General features: G+C 61.4%; 17 protein-coding genes. 9 read left to right on the plus strand and 8 right to left on the minus strand.

Translation table 11 applies throughout. The annotated features are described in order from the left end of the window. Window positions 1-158 precede the first annotated feature (158 nt). Window positions 159-779: a TetR/AcrR family transcriptional regulator gene (locus AACY30_RS24830; RefSeq protein ID WP_339468924.1), complete on the minus strand. Its 621-nt coding sequence runs from the start codon at window positions 777-779 to the stop codon at window positions 159-161. Between the two features lie 116 nt (window positions 780-895). On the opposite strand from AACY30_RS24830, the gene copC reads away from it, so the two are divergent. The 9 genes from copC to AACY30_RS24875 all read left to right on the plus strand — a co-directional run bounded on the left by copC (window position 896) and on the right by AACY30_RS24875 (window position 9,298). Then, on the plus strand, window positions 896-1,261 hold the full coding sequence (gene copC / locus AACY30_RS24835) for a copper homeostasis periplasmic binding protein CopC (RefSeq protein ID WP_339468925.1): 366 nt from the start codon (window positions 896-898) through the stop codon (window positions 1,259-1,261). 3 nt (window positions 1,262-1,264) lie between these two features. After that, entirely contained in the window at window positions 1,265-2,122 is an 858-nt protein-coding gene (copD, locus tag AACY30_RS24840) for a copper homeostasis membrane protein CopD (RefSeq protein ID WP_339541268.1), read from the plus strand. A gap of 183 nt (window positions 2,123-2,305) precedes the next feature. Continuing rightward, window positions 2,306-3,568 (plus strand): OprD family porin, encoded by a 1,263-nt coding sequence (locus AACY30_RS24845; RefSeq protein ID WP_339541269.1) that lies wholly within the window; start codon window positions 2,306-2,308, stop codon window positions 3,566-3,568. Window positions 3,569-3,709: 141 nt separating this feature from the next. Next, window positions 3,710-4,534 carry an NAD-dependent epimerase/dehydratase family protein gene (locus AACY30_RS24850; protein WP_339541270.1) on the plus strand — a complete coding sequence of 275 codons (825 nt, stop codon included), beginning with the start codon at window positions 3,710-3,712 and terminating at the stop codon, window positions 4,532-4,534. Between the two features lie 30 nt (window positions 4,535-4,564). Beyond that, window positions 4,565-5,440: an SMP-30/gluconolactonase/LRE family protein gene (locus tag AACY30_RS24855; RefSeq protein ID WP_339428165.1), complete on the plus strand. Its 876-nt coding sequence runs from the start codon at window positions 4,565-4,567 to the stop codon at window positions 5,438-5,440. A 51-nt stretch (window positions 5,441-5,491) separates the two neighbouring features. Then, window positions 5,492-6,454: a TRAP transporter substrate-binding protein gene (locus AACY30_RS24860; protein ID WP_339428164.1), complete on the plus strand. Its 963-nt coding sequence runs from the start codon at window positions 5,492-5,494 to the stop codon at window positions 6,452-6,454. A gap of 63 nt (window positions 6,455-6,517) precedes the next feature. After that, window positions 6,518-7,045, plus strand: coding sequence for a TRAP transporter small permease (locus AACY30_RS24865; RefSeq protein WP_339420053.1), 528 nt, complete (start codon window positions 6,518-6,520; stop codon window positions 7,043-7,045). 1 nt (window position 7,046) lies between these two features. After that, window positions 7,047-8,327 carry a TRAP transporter large permease gene (locus AACY30_RS24870; protein WP_339428162.1) on the plus strand — a complete coding sequence of 427 codons (1,281 nt, stop codon included), beginning with the start codon at window positions 7,047-7,049 and terminating at the stop codon, window positions 8,325-8,327. Window positions 8,328-8,425: 98 nt separating this feature from the next. Then, a complete protein-coding gene (locus AACY30_RS24875) occupies window positions 8,426-9,298 on the plus strand; it encodes an aldose 1-epimerase (protein WP_339468934.1) in 873 nt (290 codons plus the stop codon). 119 nt (window positions 9,299-9,417) lie between these two features. On the opposite strand, the gene AACY30_RS24880 is transcribed toward AACY30_RS24875, so the two are convergent. The 7 genes from AACY30_RS24880 to AACY30_RS24910 all read right to left on the minus strand — a co-directional run bounded on the left by AACY30_RS24880 (window position 9,418) and on the right by AACY30_RS24910 (window position 17,032). After that, window positions 9,418-10,881, minus strand: coding sequence for a DASS family sodium-coupled anion symporter (locus tag AACY30_RS24880; protein WP_339436214.1), 1,464 nt, complete (start codon window positions 10,879-10,881; stop codon window positions 9,418-9,420). A 64-nt stretch (window positions 10,882-10,945) separates the two neighbouring features. Then, complete coding sequence (locus tag AACY30_RS24885; RefSeq protein WP_339436213.1) at window positions 10,946-12,316, minus strand: ATP-binding response regulator; 1,371 nt, start codon at window positions 12,314-12,316, stop codon at window positions 10,946-10,948. Beyond that, window positions 12,300-13,463 carry an alcohol dehydrogenase-like regulatory protein ErcA gene (ercA, locus tag AACY30_RS24890; protein WP_339428159.1) on the minus strand — a complete coding sequence of 388 codons (1,164 nt, stop codon included), beginning with the start codon at window positions 13,461-13,463 and terminating at the stop codon, window positions 12,300-12,302. The genes AACY30_RS24885 and ercA overlap by 17 nt, the downstream gene beginning before the upstream one ends. Window positions 13,464-13,591: 128 nt before the next feature. Continuing rightward, window positions 13,592-13,663, minus strand: coding sequence for a pyrroloquinoline quinone precursor peptide PqqA (gene pqqA / locus AACY30_RS24895; protein WP_010209364.1), 72 nt, complete (start codon window positions 13,661-13,663; stop codon window positions 13,592-13,594). A gap of 146 nt (window positions 13,664-13,809) precedes the next feature. Then, window positions 13,810-15,330, minus strand: a complete 1,521-nt coding sequence (exaC, locus tag AACY30_RS24900) for an acetaldehyde dehydrogenase ExaC (RefSeq protein WP_339468937.1) — start codon at window positions 15,328-15,330, stop codon at window positions 13,810-13,812. Window positions 15,331-15,359: 29 nt separating this feature from the next. Then, window positions 15,360-16,292, minus strand: a complete 933-nt coding sequence (locus tag AACY30_RS24905; protein ID WP_339541271.1) for a quinoprotein relay system zinc metallohydrolase 1 — start codon at window positions 16,290-16,292, stop codon at window positions 15,360-15,362. Further along, a complete protein-coding gene (locus AACY30_RS24910) occupies window positions 16,289-17,032 on the minus strand; it encodes a quinoprotein dehydrogenase-associated SoxYZ-like carrier (RefSeq protein ID WP_339541272.1) in 744 nt (247 codons plus the stop codon). The genes AACY30_RS24905 and AACY30_RS24910 overlap by 4 nt, the downstream gene beginning before the upstream one ends.

Raw genomic sequence — 17,032 nt, forward strand, 5'->3', positions numbered from 1 at the left:
AAGCCTGCGTTCGGCCAGCGTGGTTGATGGGGCGCCTGAGATCAAAATCAAAAACAGATCAAAAGCCAGAGCAACCGCTGCTCAGCCGAGCTCGGGCATCGGGCGGAAAGTTGTGTAGATACCTATGCTGCGATGGGGCCTTCAGCCGCACCGTGACATCAAGGTTCCAACCCAATCCCCCGCAAAATCACCCCTGTCACCGTCTGTATCGCCTTCTCGAATTGCATATCCGACAAAGGCTGGTGATCATTCAGGATGTTCACCTGATGATCAAAGTCGGCATAGTGCTGGGTCGAGGCCCAGATCATATACAGCAAGCTCGACGGCTCAACCGGCAGGATGCGTTTGTCCTCCACCCACTGGCGAATTTTCGCTTCCTTCATCTTGGCCCAGTCGTACAGGCTTTCATCCAGCGCCTCCCCGAGTGTCGGCGCGCCGTGGATGATTTCGTTGGCCCAGACTTTCGAGCCATACGGCCGGGTGCGCGAGCGCTGCATCTTGGCGCGGATGTAACTGCTGAGTACCACCCGCGGATCATCAAAGGTCTCGAAGCTCAGGGCGTCCTGCTTCCACACTTCCAACAGGTCGAACAGCACCGCGCTGTACAACTCACTTTTGGTGGTGAAATAGTAGTGCAGGTTTGAGCGCGGCAGTTGCACTTCTTCGGCGATATCGGCCATGGCGGTGCTGCCGTAGCCTTTTTCGGCGAAGATTTTCTCCGCCGCCAGCAGGATTTTTTCGACGTTGACCCGACGAATTCCGATCTTGTGATTGCCCATGAGGGCTCCCTGACAACGAGAGAGCTCAAAGACTACCATTCGCTCTAGATCGGGGCGACAGGCTGAGCCGAAACTTCGTACACTGCCTGCTCCTGCCCAGTGATTGGTATTGAACAATGTTGATCAAGAAAACCCTGACCACCGTCGCCCTGCTCGCGTCCTTGCTGGGGGCTTCGGCGGCGTTTGCCCATGCTCACCTGAAAAGCGCCACACCCGCCGCCGACAGCACCGTCGCCGCCCCCGCTGATCTGCACCTGACCTTCAGTGAAGGCGTCGAGGCCACCTTCACCAAGGTGTCCCTGAGCAAGGACGGCACCGAAATCGCCATCAAGGGCCTGGAAACCCCGGACGCCGACAAGAAAACCCTGGTAGTGACGCCTGCCGCCCCACTGGCTGCTGGCAACTACAAAGTGGTGTGGAACGCCGTCTCGGTCGATACCCACAAGAGCAATGGCGAATACAGCTTCAAGGTCGGCCAATAACCCATGGCAACCCTGCTGGTGCTGTGCCGCTTTGCGCATTTCATCGTCGTGTTGCTGATGTTCGGGGCCTGTGCATTCAGGCCCTGGCTGCTGGGCGCTGAACCGCAGCCGGTGCTGGATCGGCAACTCGAGCGTATCACCCGCAGCCTCGCTGGGTTGGGCCTGTTCTCCGGCGTCGCCTGGCTGCTGTTGATCACCGCCAGTATGGCGGGCAGCTGGGACGCGGCGTTGCAACCGGCCACCCTCCAGCTGGTGCTGGGCAAAACCTTTTTTGGCCAGGTGTGGGCCTGGCATTTGCTGCTGAACCTGTTGCTGGTGATTGTGCTGATCAAACCCTGGCCGCTATTGCGCCTGCCGTTGACCGCATTGCTGCTGGCGACCCTCGCGCCTGTGGGCCATGGCGCCATGCTGGATGGGCTCAGCGGGCAATTGCTGATCCTTAATCAGGTGGGGCATCTGGTCTGCGTGGGCGCGTGGCTTGGGGGGTTGCTGTTGCTGGTGCTGATCCTCAAACAGCCGCAGCCATTCACGCTGGAACCGATCCTCAGGCGTTTCAGCGGCGTGGGTTATGCCCTGGTCGTCGGTTTGCTGATGACCGGATTGATCAATGTGCGCGTGTTGACCGGGCAGCTGTGGCCGACGCCGCTGTTCAGCGGGTTTGCACTGATTCTGTTGATCAAGGTGATGTTGGTGTTCGGTATGCTGGCCCTGGCGGTGCTGAATCGATTGCGTATTGAGCATTGCGAACAGCGGCTGGGCGCTTTGAAAACCAGTGTGATGCTTGAATGGTTACTAGGTGTTTCAGCGGTGGCGGCCGTTTCCTTGCTAGGGACCTTGCCGCCAATGGTCATAGCCGGCTAAATCCACTGCACCTCAAGTGGAACGCTCCCACATTATTTGACCCTGGCCACACGCAATCTCCGTGGCGCAGATCATCGTACAACTTCTGCTTGACACATCCCGAAATCCCCGCAAATATCCCACCCAATGTTGTACGACAACGTATGACAAACAATAAAAATAACAATCGAAGGGAGCTTCACCGTGAGTCAATTCGCCCGCAATTCCTCCGCGCGTATCGGCCTCCTCGGCCTCAGCAGCCTGGCGTTCACCCTGCCGCTCAATGCCCAGGCCGAAGGTTTCATCGACGACGCCAAAGCCACGCTCAACCTGCGCAACGCCTACTTCAACCGCAACTTCACCAACCCGACCAACCCGCAGGGCAAGGCCGAAGAGTGGACGCAGAGCTTCATTCTCGATGCCAAATCCGGCTTTACCCAAGGCACGGTCGGCTTCGGGATTGACGTGCTCGGCCTGTATTCGCAAAAGCTCGATGGCGGCAAAGGCACCGGCGGTACCCAGTTGCTGCCGATCCACGATGACGGCCGCCCCGCCGATAATTTTGGGCGTCTGGGCGTGGCGCTGAAAACCAGGCTGTCGAAGACGGAATTGAAGGTGGGCGAATGGATGCCCGTGCTGCCAATCCTGCGCTCCGATGATGGTCGCTCCCTGCCCCAGACGTTTCGCGGCGGCCAGGTGACCTCCAACGAAATTGCCGGCCTGACCCTCTACGGCGGCCAGTTCCGCGGCAACAGCCCGCGAAACGACGCGAGCATGGAAGACATGTTCATGAACGGCAGAGCCGCGTTTACCTCGGACCGTTTCAACTTCGGCGGTGGCGAGTACACGTTCAACGACAAACGCACCCAGGTCGGCGTGTGGTACGCCGAACTCAGCGATATCTACCAGCAACACTATTTCAACCTGACCCACAGCCAACCCGTGGGCGACTGGACCCTGGGCGCCAACCTTGGCTTTTTCAATGGCAAGGAAGACGGCAGCGCCCTGGCTGGCGACCTCGACAACAAGACCGCCTTTGCCCTGCTCTCGGCCAAATACAACGGCAACACCTTCTATGTGGGCCTGCAGAAACTCACTGGCGACAGCGCGTGGATGCGGATCAACGGCACCAGCGGCGGCGCCCTGGCCAACGACAGTTACAACGCCAGCTACGACAACGCCAAGGAAAAATCCTGGCAAGTGCGCCATGACTTCAACTTCGTGGTGCTCGGCCTTCCGGGGCTGACCATGATGAACCGCTATATCAGCGGCAGTAACGTGCACACCGGGGCGATCACCGATGGCAAGGAATGGGGTCGGGAATCGGAGCTGGCGTACACGGTGCAGAGCGGCGCGCTGAAGAACCTCAACGTCAAATGGCGCAACTCGACCATGCGTCGGGATTTCAGCAATAACGAATTTGATGAGAACCGGATTTTTGTCAGCTATCCGATTTCACTCCTGTAATTCGCACATTTACGTAGCCGCTGGCGCTCGGCAGCGGCTACACAAGAGTGACTTCGACCAATGGCGCGTTGACAACCTGGGGAATCCTTAACGATAATTTTGAAAAGTCATACGACAACCTACAACAATAATGGAACCCTCATGACCACCACCACACTTACGCCCGTTCCATTCAACCGCCTGCTGCTCACCGGCGCCGCGGGCGGCCTGGGCAAAGTCCTGCGTGAACGCCTGCGCCCTTACGCCCAGGTACTGCGTCTGTCGGACATCGCCAACATGGCCCCGGCTGCCGACGCGTGCGAAGAAGTGCAAACGTGCGACCTCTGCGACAAACAAGCCGTGCACCATTTAGTGGAAGGCGTCGACGCGATCCTGCACTTCGGCGGCGTATCGGTTGAGCGCTCGTTCGAAGAAGTGCTCGGCGCGAATATCTGCGGTACTTTCCATCTCTACGAAGCCGCGCGCCGCCATGGCGTCAAGCGTGTGATTTTCGCCAGCTCCAACCACGTGATCGGCTTCTACAAGCAGGGCGAAAAACTCGACGCCCACTCCCCTCGCCGTCCAGACAGCTACTACGGATTGTCCAAGTCCTACGGCGAAGACATGGCCAGTTTCTACTTCGATCGCTACGGCATCGAGACCGTCAGCATCCGCATCGGCTCCTCGTTCCCGGAACCGCAGAACCGCCGGATGATGCACACCTGGCTGAGCTTCGACGACCTGACCCAACTCCTCGAACGCGCGCTGTACACACCCAACGTCGGCCACACCGTGGTCTACGGCATGTCGGATAACCTCGACACCTGGTGGGACAACCGCTACGCCGCGCACCTGGGCTTCGTCCCCAAAGACAGCTCCGAAGTGTTCCGCGCCCAGGTCGAAACCCAGCCACCGGTCGCCGCCAACGACCCGGCCAAGGTCTACCAGGGTGGCGCATTCTGCGCTGCTGGGCCGTTCGGTGACTGAGCGCACACCACCCCAAGGGAATGAGTTGCCATGACCGCTGAACTGATTGTCGATGCGCGCAATGCCGTGGGCGAATGCCCGGTGTGGGTGCCCGAGGAAAACGCCCTGTACTGGGTGGATATCCCCAACGGCGGCCTGCAACGCTGGAGCGCCGCCACTGGGCATATCGCTGCGTGGACAGCCCCGCAGATGCTCGCCTGCATCGCCCGCACGGATGCGGGCAACTGGGTTGCCGGGATGGCAACCGGCTTCTTCCAGCTCACCCCGCACAACGATGGCAGCCTCGACACCACGCCACTGGCGAGTGTCGAGCACCCACGCGCGGACATGCGCCTGAACGATGGCCGCTGTGATCGCCAGGGTCGTTTCTGGGCCGGCAGCATGGTGCTGAATATGGGGTTGAACGCGGCCGAGGGCGTCCTCTACCGCTACGCGTCAGGCCTGGTGCCCCACGCTCAGCTGGACGGTTTCATCACCCTGAACGGCCTGGCCTTCAGCCCCGACGGCCGCACGATGTACGCCTCGGACTCTCACCCGCTGGTGCAGCAGATCTGGGCGTTCGATTACGACATCGACAGCGGCACCCCATCCAATCGCCGCGTGTTCGTGGATATGCACAACCACCTCGGCCGACCCGACGGCGCGGCGGTGGACGCCGACGGCTGCTACTGGATCTGCGCCAATGACGCCGGGCTCATCCACCGCTTCACCCCCGAGGGTCGCCTCGACCGTTCCCTCACCGTACCGGTGAAAAAACCCACCATGTGCGCCTTTGGCGGCAGCCGCCTGGACACCCTGTTCGTCACCTCGATCCGTGATGACCCGAGTGAGCAGTCGCTGTCCGGCGGCGTGTTTGCCCTCAACCCCGGCATCACCGGTTTGCCGGAGCCTACGTTCACCCTTTAGCTGCATCGCTATGCCTTGAATACAACAATAACAAGACAGGAATGAACCCCCATGGACTTCAAACGCACCTTGCTCGCCGCTGCATTCTTTACCCTCAGCAGCGCCGCTAACGCGCTGGAAATCAAATTCGCCGACATCCACCCCGCCGGCTACCCCACCGTCGTTGCAGAAGAGAACATGGGCAAGGCCCTGACCAAAGAAAGCAACGGCGAACTGACCTTCAAGTATTTCCCTGGCGGGGTCCTCGGCTCCGAGAAAGAAGTGGTCGAACAGGCTCAGGTCGGCGCCATCCAGATGACCCGTGTCAGCCTCGGCATCGTCGGCCCGGTGGTGCCGGACGTGAACGTGTTCAACCTGCCGTTCGTGTTCCGCGACCAGGCGCATATGCGCAAGGTCATCGACGGTGAAATCGGCGATGAAATCCTCGCCAAGATCACCGACTCCGAGTTCGGCCTGGTGGCCCTGGCCTGGATGGACGGCGGCACGCGCAACCTCTACACGAAAAAGCCGGTGCGCAAAATCGAAGACCTCAAGGGCATGAAGATTCGCGTGCAAGGCAACCCGCTGTTCATCGACGCCTTCAATGCCATGGGCGCCAACGGCATTGCCATGGACACCGGCGAAATCTTCAGCGCCCTGCAGACCGGCGTTATCGACGGCGCAGAAAACAACCCGCCCACGATGCTGGAACACAACCACTTCCAGAACGCCAAGTTCTACACCCTCACCGAGCACCTGATCCTGCCTGAACCCATCGTGATGTCGAAAATCACCTGGAACAAACTCACCCCTGCGCAACAGGACATGGTCAAGAAAGCCGCCAAGGCCGCCCAGGCTGACGAGCGCGTGCTGTGGGACGCCAAGTCCGCCAGCAGCGAAGCCAAGCTCAAGGCCGCCGGCGTCGAGTTCATCACCGTCGACAAAAAACCCTTCTATGACGCCACCGCAGCGGTGCGTGCGAAGTACGGCGCGCCTTACGCCGACATCATCAAGCGTATCGACGCCGTTCAATAACGCCCCTCCCCTAAGCAAGGCCTGGCGCGGTCCACACTGACGCGCCCGGTTACGGTGAACGCCATGAAGAATTTACTGCTGCGCATCAACGACCGCATCTACATGACCTGCATCTGGGTCGCCGGCCTTTCGGTTCTCGGCGTCGCACTGATTATTCCCTGGGGCATCTTCGCCCGCTATATCCTCGGCACCGGCGCAAGCTGGCCGGAGCCTACCGCCATCCTGCTGATGCTGGTCTTCACCTTTATCGGCGCCGCCGCGAGTTACCGCGCCGGGGCGCATATGTCGGTGGCCATGGTTACTGACCGCTTGCCGGCGCAACAACGCCGCCTCGTCAGCATTTTTTCCCAATTGCTGATGGCGACGGTCTGCCTGTTCATGACGATCTGGGGCACCAAGCTGTGCATGTCCACGTGGAACCAGTTCATGAGCGCCATCCCTACTCTGCGCGTGGGCATTACCTACATGCCGATCCCGATTGGCGGGCTGCTGACGCTGATTTTTGTCGTGGAAAAACTCCTGCTCGGTGACCAGAGCAACCGTCGGGTCGTGCGCTTCGACCTGGTTGAAGAAAGCGAAGGGGCCGCCTGATATGGACGCATTGATTCTGTTGGGCAGTTTTGTCGCCTTGATCCTGATCGGCATGCCGGTGGCCTACGCGCTCGGGCTGTCGGCGCTGATCGGCGCGTGGTGGATCGACATCCCGTTCCAGGCCCTGATGATTCAGGTGGCCGGCGGGGTGAACAAGTTTTCGCTGATGGCGATTCCGTTCTTTGTGCTGGCCGGGGCGATCATGGCCGAGGGCGGCATGTCGCGGCGGCTGGTGGCGTTTGCCGGGGTGCTGGTGGGCTTTGTGCGCGGCGGCCTGTCCTTGGTGAACATCATGGCTTCGACGTTTTTTGGGGCAATTTCCGGCTCGTCGGTGGCGGACACCGCCTCGGTCGGCTCGGTGCTGATCCCGGAAATGGAACGCCGTGGTTACCCCCGCGAATTCGCCACGGCGGTGACCGTCAGCGGTTCGGTGCAGGCCTTGCTGACTCCGCCTAGCCATAACTCGGTGCTCTATTCCCTCGCAGCCGGCGGCACCGTCTCCATCGCCTCGCTGTTCATGGCCGGCGTGGTCCCCGGCCTGTTGATGAGCGCGTGCCTGATGGCGCTGTGCCTGATCTTCGCGAAAAAACGCAATTACCCGAAGGGCGAAGTCATCCCCTTGAAACAGGCGCTGAAGATCGCCGCCGACGCGCTGTGGGGCCTGATGGCAATGGTGATCATCCTCGGCGGCATCCTCTCGGGGATTTTCACCGCCACCGAATCCGCCGCGATAGCCGTGCTGTGGGCGTTCTTCGTGACCATGTTCATTTACCGCGACTACAAATGGAACGAGCTGCCCAAGCTGATGCACCGCACGGTGCGCACCATTTCCATCGTGATGATCCTGATCGCCTTCGCCGCCAGCTTCGGCTACATCATGACCCTGATGCAGATCCCGGCGAAGATCACCACGATGTTCCTGACCCTGTCGGACAACCGCTACGTCATCCTGATGTGCATCAACGCCATGTTGCTGTTGCTCGGCACAGTGATGGACATGGCGCCGCTGATCTTGATCCTTACGCCGATTCTGCTGCCGGTGGTGCTGGGTATTGGCGTCGACCCGGTGCACTTCGGCATGATCATGCTGGTGAACCTCGGCATTGGTTTGATCACCCCGCCCGTGGGCGCGGTGCTGTTCGTGGGCGCGGCGGTGGGCAAGACCACCATCGAGAAGACCGCGAAGGCGCTGCTGCCGTTTTATGCCGTGCTGTTCCTGATCCTGATCGCCGTGACCTACATCCCGGCGCTGTCGCTGTGGCTGCCAAGCGTGGTGCTGTAAACCTTTATCAAAAACACAACAGATTCAAATGTGGGAGCGGGCTTGCCTGCTCCCACATTGAACCTCTGCGTTGGGCCTATTTCATACGGCGAGACACCATGTCGTCACACCTCATCGAACTCAGCGATCAACTCACCCACCTCACCCTCGCGCCGGCCACCGGCGCCAGCATCGTCAATTGGACGGTACGAGCAACCGGGCAGCCTTTGCTGCGCCATAGTGACCAACAAGCGCTGAACACCGGTTTGCCGGGCAAACTGGGCTGCTATCCCTTGGCCCCCTGGTCCAACCGAATTTCCCGAGGCGGTTTCGACAACCCCGACGGCTGGCTGGCCCTGGCGCCCAATAGCCTCACGGACCCCTTGCCGATTCATGGTTCCGCCTGGCAGCAGGCGTGGCGGGTGGTGAGCCAGTCAGCGAGTGAAGTGGTACTGGCCGTGGAGTGCGACACGCCGTTCGCCTATCGCGCCGAGCAGCGCTTTCGATTGAGCAAGGGTGAGCTGAGTATTACGCTGAGCGTGACCCATCTGGCAGAAACACCCGCGTGGCATGGCCTGGGATTGCATCCCTACTTGCCACGTCGGCCGGGCACACGCTTACAGGCCGAGGCGTCACAGGTGTGGATGAGTGATGCGTCCAAGTTGCCTACGCTCTTGGCGCCCGTGCCGGATGCCTGGGACTTCCGGGAACTGAAAACCCTACCCGAAGGCCTGGTGGACAACGGCTTTTGCCAGTGGGATGGGCATTGCGTTATCGAGCAACCAGAGTTGGGCTATACGCTGGAATGCCAGGCCAGCGGCGCCGATTACTTCCTGCTGTACTGCCCGCCGGGGCTGGGGTTCTTTTGCATCGAGCCGGTGAGCCATCCGGTGAACGCCCATCATTTGCCGGGCAGGCCTGGGCTGAGACTGCTGGAACAGAGCCAGTCGATCCACCTCAATTTCAGCATGAAATACAGCCCAAATGTGTGAGGGGACTTGCTTGCGAATGCGCTGGATCAGTCACAAACACGTCGCCTGACACCCTGCTTCGCGAGCAAGCCCGCTCCTACAGTCGGATCTCATGCGTGCTGAAGACCACATTCCAAATGTCAGATCCAACCAAGCCAACTCCAGTAAGTCGCCGCAAACACCAGCATCAACAGATAGCCAATCAGCGTCACCAGAAGCCCCACCTTGGCAAACTGCCGCGCCGTAAACGTCCCAGTCCCCATGCACACCATGTTCTGCGGCGCATTGATCGGCAGGATAAACCCATAGCTCATCACAAACCCCAACAGCATGGTCATGCCCAACCGGCTGAAATCCCCCGGCAAGGTCTGCAGCACCGCGATCAGGATCGGCAGCAACGCCGAGGTCAATGCCGTGGCGCTGGCGAACCCCAGGTGAATCAGGATCAGGAATGCGCCAAGAATCGCAAACATCCCCAACGGCCCAACTTGATCCAACCCCGTGTGGGCCACAACAGCAGAACCCAGCCATTGCCCGGCCTGGGTGGTCAGCAGCGCAGTGCCGAGGCTGATGCCAACCCCGAACACAATCACCGTGCCCCACGGAATGCGTGACTGCACATCCTTCCAGGTCATCACACCGATGCCCGGCATTAGCAGAAACACCAGCCCGGCATAGGTCGTGGAGGCGGTGTCGAAACTGTGCAGGCGGCCTTCCGTGGCCCAGGCCAGCAGCAGCAATACCGAAACGCTCAACAGGCGCTTCTGCGGCCCGGTCATGGGCCCGATCTCCACCAGCGACTGCGCCACCGCCTCTTTACCGCCCGGGATGCTGTCGGTTTCCGGCGGCAGCAATTTGAGCACCAGGAACAGCAACACCGCCGACATGATCAACGCCCACGGCGCGCCGGCGATCAGCCAGTCGATCCATGACACGCGCTGACCCAGCATCTTGTCCATGAAGCCGACGGTCAGCAGGTTCTGCGCGGCGGCGGTCTGGATGCCGACGTTCCAGATGCTAGTGCCCTGGGCGACGACGATCATGATGCCAGCGGCGATATTCGAGCGTTTGTCGACACCAAAGGCCGCGATCACGCCCATCATGATCGGCACTACGCAGGCACTGCGCGCCGTGGCACTGGGCACCACGAGGCTGAGCAGGATGGTCACCGCAATCGCCCCCAGCAGGATGCGCCGGGTGCTGGTGCCGACCCGACTCAAGGTCACCAGGGCGATACGCCGATCCAGGCCGGTGTGGGTCATGGCGGCGGCGATAAACAGCGCGCCGGCCACCAGCGCCAACGCCGGGTTGGAGAACCCGGTAAGGGCCATGCTGATCGCCGGGCTGGTGCCGATCAAGTGCGTCGGGTCTTGCAGCGACGGCGCGGTCCCCAGCAAAAACGCTATCAGCGAAGTGATCATGATCGCGCTGGCTTCATAGGACACCGCTTCGGTGATCCACACCACCACGGCAAACGCAAGGATCGCCAGCATGCGGTGCCCGGCCACGGGCAAGTCGGCGGGCAGCGGCAACAGCAGCACGCCGGTCATTACCAACACCGCGACAACCAGGCCCAGGGGTAATTTAAAGGATGCCGCGCTCATCGGGTGCTCCAAGGCTCTAAATCAAGGCTTGAGCATGGGGCAAAACCACCTGCGGCGTGTTGACCTAGGCCAATAACTGACTCAACACCGCGCGTAACTTGCCGGGCTTGACCGGTTTGTTCAACAGCGGTGCTTCGAGGCGACGCAAGGCACGTCGGCATTGGTCAGTGCGGTCAGCCGTGATGATCACCGCAGGAATGTTCTGCTCGAAATGCTCGCGCAGGTGCTTGACCACCGCACAGCCCACCACCCCATGGTCCAAGTGATAGTCCGCCAGGATCAGCTCCGGCGCCCTGCCCTGCAAAGCCAGCAACGCACCCGCCTGGTCGGTGGCGGTGACCACTTCGCAGCCCCACTGCCCGAGCAGCGCGCGCATGCTTTCTAGGATGCTCACTTCGTTATCGATCACCAGCAAACGCCGCCCAGGCAGCGGGTTGCCCGTGCTCGGTTGCACCGGCAACTGGCTGATCGGCAGGGGCATTTCGTCACTCAACGGCACCTCGATGCTGAACATCGAACCCCGCCCCGGCCAGGAACGCACGGCAATCGGATACCCCAGAATCTCGGCGATACGCTCGACAATCGCCAACCCCAGCCCTACGCCCTTGCGGTCCGAGGCGCGGCCGACGTCGAGCTGGTTGAACTCGAGGAAGATCGCCTGCAGCCGGTCGGCCGCAATCCCGCGACCGGTGTCCCACACTTCCAGGCGCAGGCGACCCCCTCGGCGTCGAGCACCGAGCAAGATGCAACCTTCGTCGGTATAACGACAGGCATTGCTGAGGAAATTACGCAGAATCCGCGTCAGCAACCGCAGGTCGGTATTGATCGCATAACAGCCGGTGCGCACCCGCAGGTTCAACCCGGCCGCCAGGGCCACCGATTGGAACTCCGAGACCAGCGGCGCGAACAGCTCATCCAGCCGATACAACGCCACGTCCGGCTTGACGGCCGCCTGGTCCAGCCGCGAGATATCGAGCAAATCGGTGAGCAAATCCTCGGCGCCTTCCAGCGCCTGATGCGTGCGCTCCACCAGCACCTGCTCGACGCTGGGCAACTGTCGCTCGCGCAAGGTGGCGATCAGCAATCGCGCGGCATTCAAAGGCTGCAGCAAGTCATGGCTGGCGGCGGCGAGGTATTTGTCCTTGCTGCGGTTGGCGGCCTGGGCGGCGTCACGGGCATCGCGCAGGTCCTGTTCGATCTGTTCGCGCTGGGCGATCTGCTGTTGCAGGTTGAGGTTGGCTTCGAGCAGTTCATCGGTGCGCGCGGCGACGCGCTGTTCCAGCTCATCGTTGAGGCGGATATAGCGGTTGCGCTCGGCCTCAAGCTCGTCCAATCGCGCGGCGAGTTCCGGGTAATGGCTCTTGCGCGCGGAGTGATTGCCCAGCCCCAGCAACCCGGCGAGGGCGAGTTGCTGGTCCTCAGAGCGCTTCGCCATAGACAACCTCGACGTCGCGCTGGCTCGACTCCCTCGGATTCGTGAGGATGCACGGGTCATGCATCGCATGCTGGGACAGGAAGGGAATATCCGCCACGCGCACGCCATGCAGGCCGAGGGTTTCATGGAAGCCAATCGCATGCTTCAGTGCGATCAGATGCTCCACCAGCCGCCCGCAGATCTGCCGATGATTGAGGCCGCGGCAGTCGATGCCGAACGTCTCGGCAATCACCTGGAAACGCTCCGGCGCCGAGTTGTAGTTGAACGCCACCACATGCTCCACCAGCACCGCGTTGCACAACCCATGGGGCAAGTCGAGGAAGCCGCCAAGGCTGTGGGACATGGCATGCACCGCGCCAAGGATCGCATTGGAAAACGCCAGCCCGGCCTGCATGCTGCCGAGCATGATTTTCTCGCGCAGGGCAATGTCGCCGGGATTGGCGATCATCTGCACCAGATTGCCGTTGATCAGGCGCATCGCCTCCAGCGCATGCGGGTCGGTCAGCGGACCATGGCCGGTGGAGACGAATGCTTCGATGGCATGCACCAGTGCGTCAATACCGGTACAGGCGGACAGGAACGGGTCCATGCTGGCGGTGGTTTCCGGGTCGATCAGCGCCACGTCCGGGACCACCGCCTTGCTGACGATGGAGAACTTCATGCGTTCCTGCTGGTTGGAGATGATTACGAACTGCGAGACATCCGCCGAGGTGCCGGCGGTGGTTGGGATGAGGATCAGCGGCGGGCTGGGCACACGAATGGTATCCACGCCCTCGAACTCAAGGATGCTGCGCCCGTGGGCCACCGCAATGCCGATGGCCTTGGCGCAATCCATCGGGCTACCGCCGCCAATGGCCACGATCACATCACAGTGGTTTTCACGGTACACCTCGGCGCCGAGCATCACTTCTTCGACCCGGGGGTTGGGCGACACGGCGGTGTACAGGCAGTAGTCGACACCAATGGCTTGCAGGCTGGCTTCCACATCAGCCACCCATCCGGCGGCGAGCACCCCGGGGTCGCTGACCACCAGCACCTTGCGCGCGCCAAAGGTCTTGGCATAGTTGCCGACGTTGTGCCGGCAGCCGGCACCAAAGATGATTTCAGGCGAGACGAATTTGCGCAGAAGGCTCAGATTTGGGCTCATTGGAAAGCCTGTTTTTATTATTTTGGAAGAATGCGCTCCACACTAACCCATCCGGCTGCGATTGCAATCAGACCAAAGGGGCATGCTTGCGGCCAGCACCGGCCAGCGCTGGGCTGGCCGGGTGGAGGTCAACGGCTGGCGAAGTACATTGTCACTTCGAAGCCGATACGCAGGTCGGTAAAGGCAGGTTTGGTCCACATGGGGAGTAGTCCTCTTGTTGTACCGGGGGGTTCCGGTGATTTCATTAATGCACGCAGATCAACGGGGGCGAATGCTACTTTCGAAGTAGCAGCCGCACTGCATTAGTCTCAGGTGCACATCAATCAAACTGTGGGAGCGCGTTGAATCAGAAGAAGCCCAGTGGATTGATGTCGTAGCTCACCAGCAAATTCTTGGTCTGCTGGTAATGATCCAACATCATCTTGTGGTTCTCACGCCCCACGCCCGACCTCTTGTACCCACCAAACGCCGCATGCGCCGGGTACAGGTGATAACAGTTGGTCCACACACGACCGGCTTTGATCGCTCGGCCCATGCGGTACGCGCGGTTGATGTCGCGGGTCCACAAACCGGCGCCCAGGCCGAACTCGCTGTCATTGGCTATCGCCAACGCTTCGGCCTCGTCCTTGAAGGTAGTCACACCGACTACCGGCCCGAAGATTTCCTCCTGGAACACGCGCATCTTGTTGTGCCCCTTGAGCAAGGTCGGCTGGATGTAATAGCCACTGGACAGGTCGCCTTCCAAACGTTCGGCCGCGCCGCCAGCCAGCAGTACCGCACCCTCTTCCTGAGCGATCTTCAGGTAGGAGAGGATCTTGTCGTATTGCTGCTCGGACGCCTGGGCGCCGACCATGGTTTCGGTGTCCAGCGGGTTGCCGCGCTTGATCTTGACGATCTTCTTCATCACCTCGGCCATGAATGCATCGTAGATCGACTCCTGCACCAGCGCCCGCGATGGGCAGGTGCACACTTCGCCCTGGTTGAAAAACGCCAGCACCAGGCCTTCAGCGGCTTTTTCGATAAATTGCGGCTCGGCCTGCATGATGTCTTCAAAGAAGATATTCGGCGACTTGCCGCCCAGCTCTACGGTGGACGGAATAATGTTCTCGGCCGCCGCGTGCATGATGTGCGCGCCCACCGGGGTGGAGCCGGTGAAGGCGATCTTGGCGATGCGCTTGCTGGTGGCCAACGCCTCCCCCGCTTCGCGGCCAAAGCCTTGCACGATGTTGAGCACGCCCGGCGGCAGCAGGTCATTGATCAGCTCGGCAAATACCATGATCGACAGCGGCGTCTGCTCAGCCGGCTTAAGCACAATGCAGTTACCGGCGGCCAACGCCGGCGCAAGTTTCCACGCAGCCATCAGCAGTGGGAAGTTCCACGGGATAATCTGCCCGACCACACCCAGCGGCTCGTGGAAGTGATAGGCGGTGGTCAGTTCGTTGATCTCGGCGGCACCGCCTTCCTGGGCGCGGATGCAACCGGCGAAGTAGCGGAAATGGTCAGCAGCCAGCGGCACGTCGGCGTTGAGGGTTTCGCGCACGGCCTTGCCGTTGTCCCAGGTCTCGGCCACGGCCAGCACTTCGAGGTGCTGCTCGATGCGGTCGGCAATGTTCAGCAACACCCGCGAGCGGTCCTGGGCCGACGTCTTGCCCCAGGCATCAGCGGCGGCGTGGGCGGCGTCGAGGGCCTTGTCGATATCGGCGGCGCTGGAGCGCGGGAATTCGGCGATGACGTCGCCGGTGACCGGCGACGTGTTGGTGAAGTACTCACCGTTGATCGGCGCGACAAACTCACCACCGATGTAATTGCCGTAGCGCGGCTTGAAGCTGACGATGGCGCCGGGCGTGCCAGGTTGTGCGTAGATCATGGTGAGGCCTCTGTCTGTTGTGGGTGTTGTCAGGGGTGCAGGCGTTGCATCTGCTCGCGTTCGTACTGCGGGTACAGGTGGGTCACGCTGCGGATCAGTTCGTAGCGGCTGAGGTTGATCGCCGCGAAACGTTCGGGGATCGGGCTGCGGATCAGCTCAGGCATATCGCGACCTTGGGCGGCGCCGTCGCGCAGGAGCTGGTCGAGCCAGGTGAGGTAGTCGCGCATCTGTTCGAAGGGTTTTGCATCCGCCGCGATCGGGCCGTGGCCGGGCACGATCAGCGTCCAGGGCAAGCCTTGCAGGGTGGCGATATCGGCCAGCCACAGTGCAAGGCCCGGTGAATTGGGCGTGGTGAGCGCGCGCTGGTAGAACACCAGGTCACCGGCAAACAGCACGCCGGTCTTGCGGTCGAATATCGCCAGGTCGGCACCGGTATGGCCGCGCAGGTGCAGCAGTTGCAGGTCGTGGCTGCCGAAGGTTTTTACGCCCGCTTGCAACACTTCACCCGGCAACACCACTTCAGTGCCGCGCATCCAGTCGCCAACCCTGCGGTACAGGTTCTCGGCCATGCTGTCGCCCTGCTCGTGCAGTAACTCGGCGGTGCCGGCCAGGGCGCCGATGGTCACCTCCTTGAACGCTTGGTTGCCGAGCGCATGGTCGGGGTGGTGGTGAGTCAGCAACACCTGGATCACCGGCTTATCGGTGACGCTGGCGATGGCCTGTCGCAGGGCTTCGCCGTAGCGCTTGGACGGCCCGGTGTCGATCACCACCACGCCGGGTTCGGTGACGATGAACCCGACATTGACGATGTTGCCGCCGTTGTCCTTGGCGAAATTATCGGTGCTGCCTTCCAGCAGCCAGGTGTTGTCGGCGATCAGGCGGGGTTTCAGGCCGTAATCCAGCTCGGCCAGCACCGGCTGGCTGAGCATGATCAGCCAGAGCAGAATCCAGCGCCGGGTCATGGGATGACCGCCTCGAATTGACTGCCGCTGGTGTCGCGCAAAGTCAAACGCGTGGGCTCGGCGCCTTCGATATCGAAGGCCAGGTTGGGGTTTTCGCTGACGGCGGGGAACAATTCCAGGCGTGCCAACAGCTCACCGTTGGCACCGTGAAGTTCGGCATTGTTAACGAAAAACTCGGGAATACCACTGACCATGCCGTTATCCATCGGATGGGCAACTTGCAGCTTCACCCGGCTGAATTCCGCGCGCGGGTAGCGCCCGCCGAGCACTTCGCCGAGGTGGTCTTCCCAGCCCGCTTGCGTGCGCACCACGCTGGACGCCGTGCAACCGCCGCCGGCGGCATCGATCAGTGTCGAACCGACATGCCACATCCCGTCCCGGGTCAACACCGCCGCGCGCAACGGCGTGGCCTGTTCGATGCGAATCCGGATCGACAGCCACGCCAGCACGCGCTCCACCGGCTGGAAGTCGACAATCTGTGGCAGCGGGTTGAGTTCGGCCCAGGCAAGGATCTTCACCACCTCGCCCTTGAACGCACGGGCATCAATCTCCAGCGGCACCTGGCGCGCGTCCTCGGCGAACGGCGGCGCCAAGAGCTTCACGCGCTCGTCGAATACGAACGGCGCATTGTCGAGAAAACGTTGGTGGTAGTAGGCCCACATCACCGAGGGCACCGGGTCGACGGGCGCGCCCCAGGCCAGCACCGGCAAACAGCAGACCCACCACCCGCGCAGGCGCAT

It is taken from the genome of Pseudomonas sp. RA_5y_Pfl1_P24, assembly GCF_963970945.1.
Taxonomy (GTDB): domain Bacteria; phylum Pseudomonadota; class Gammaproteobacteria; order Pseudomonadales; family Pseudomonadaceae; genus Aquipseudomonas; species Aquipseudomonas tritici.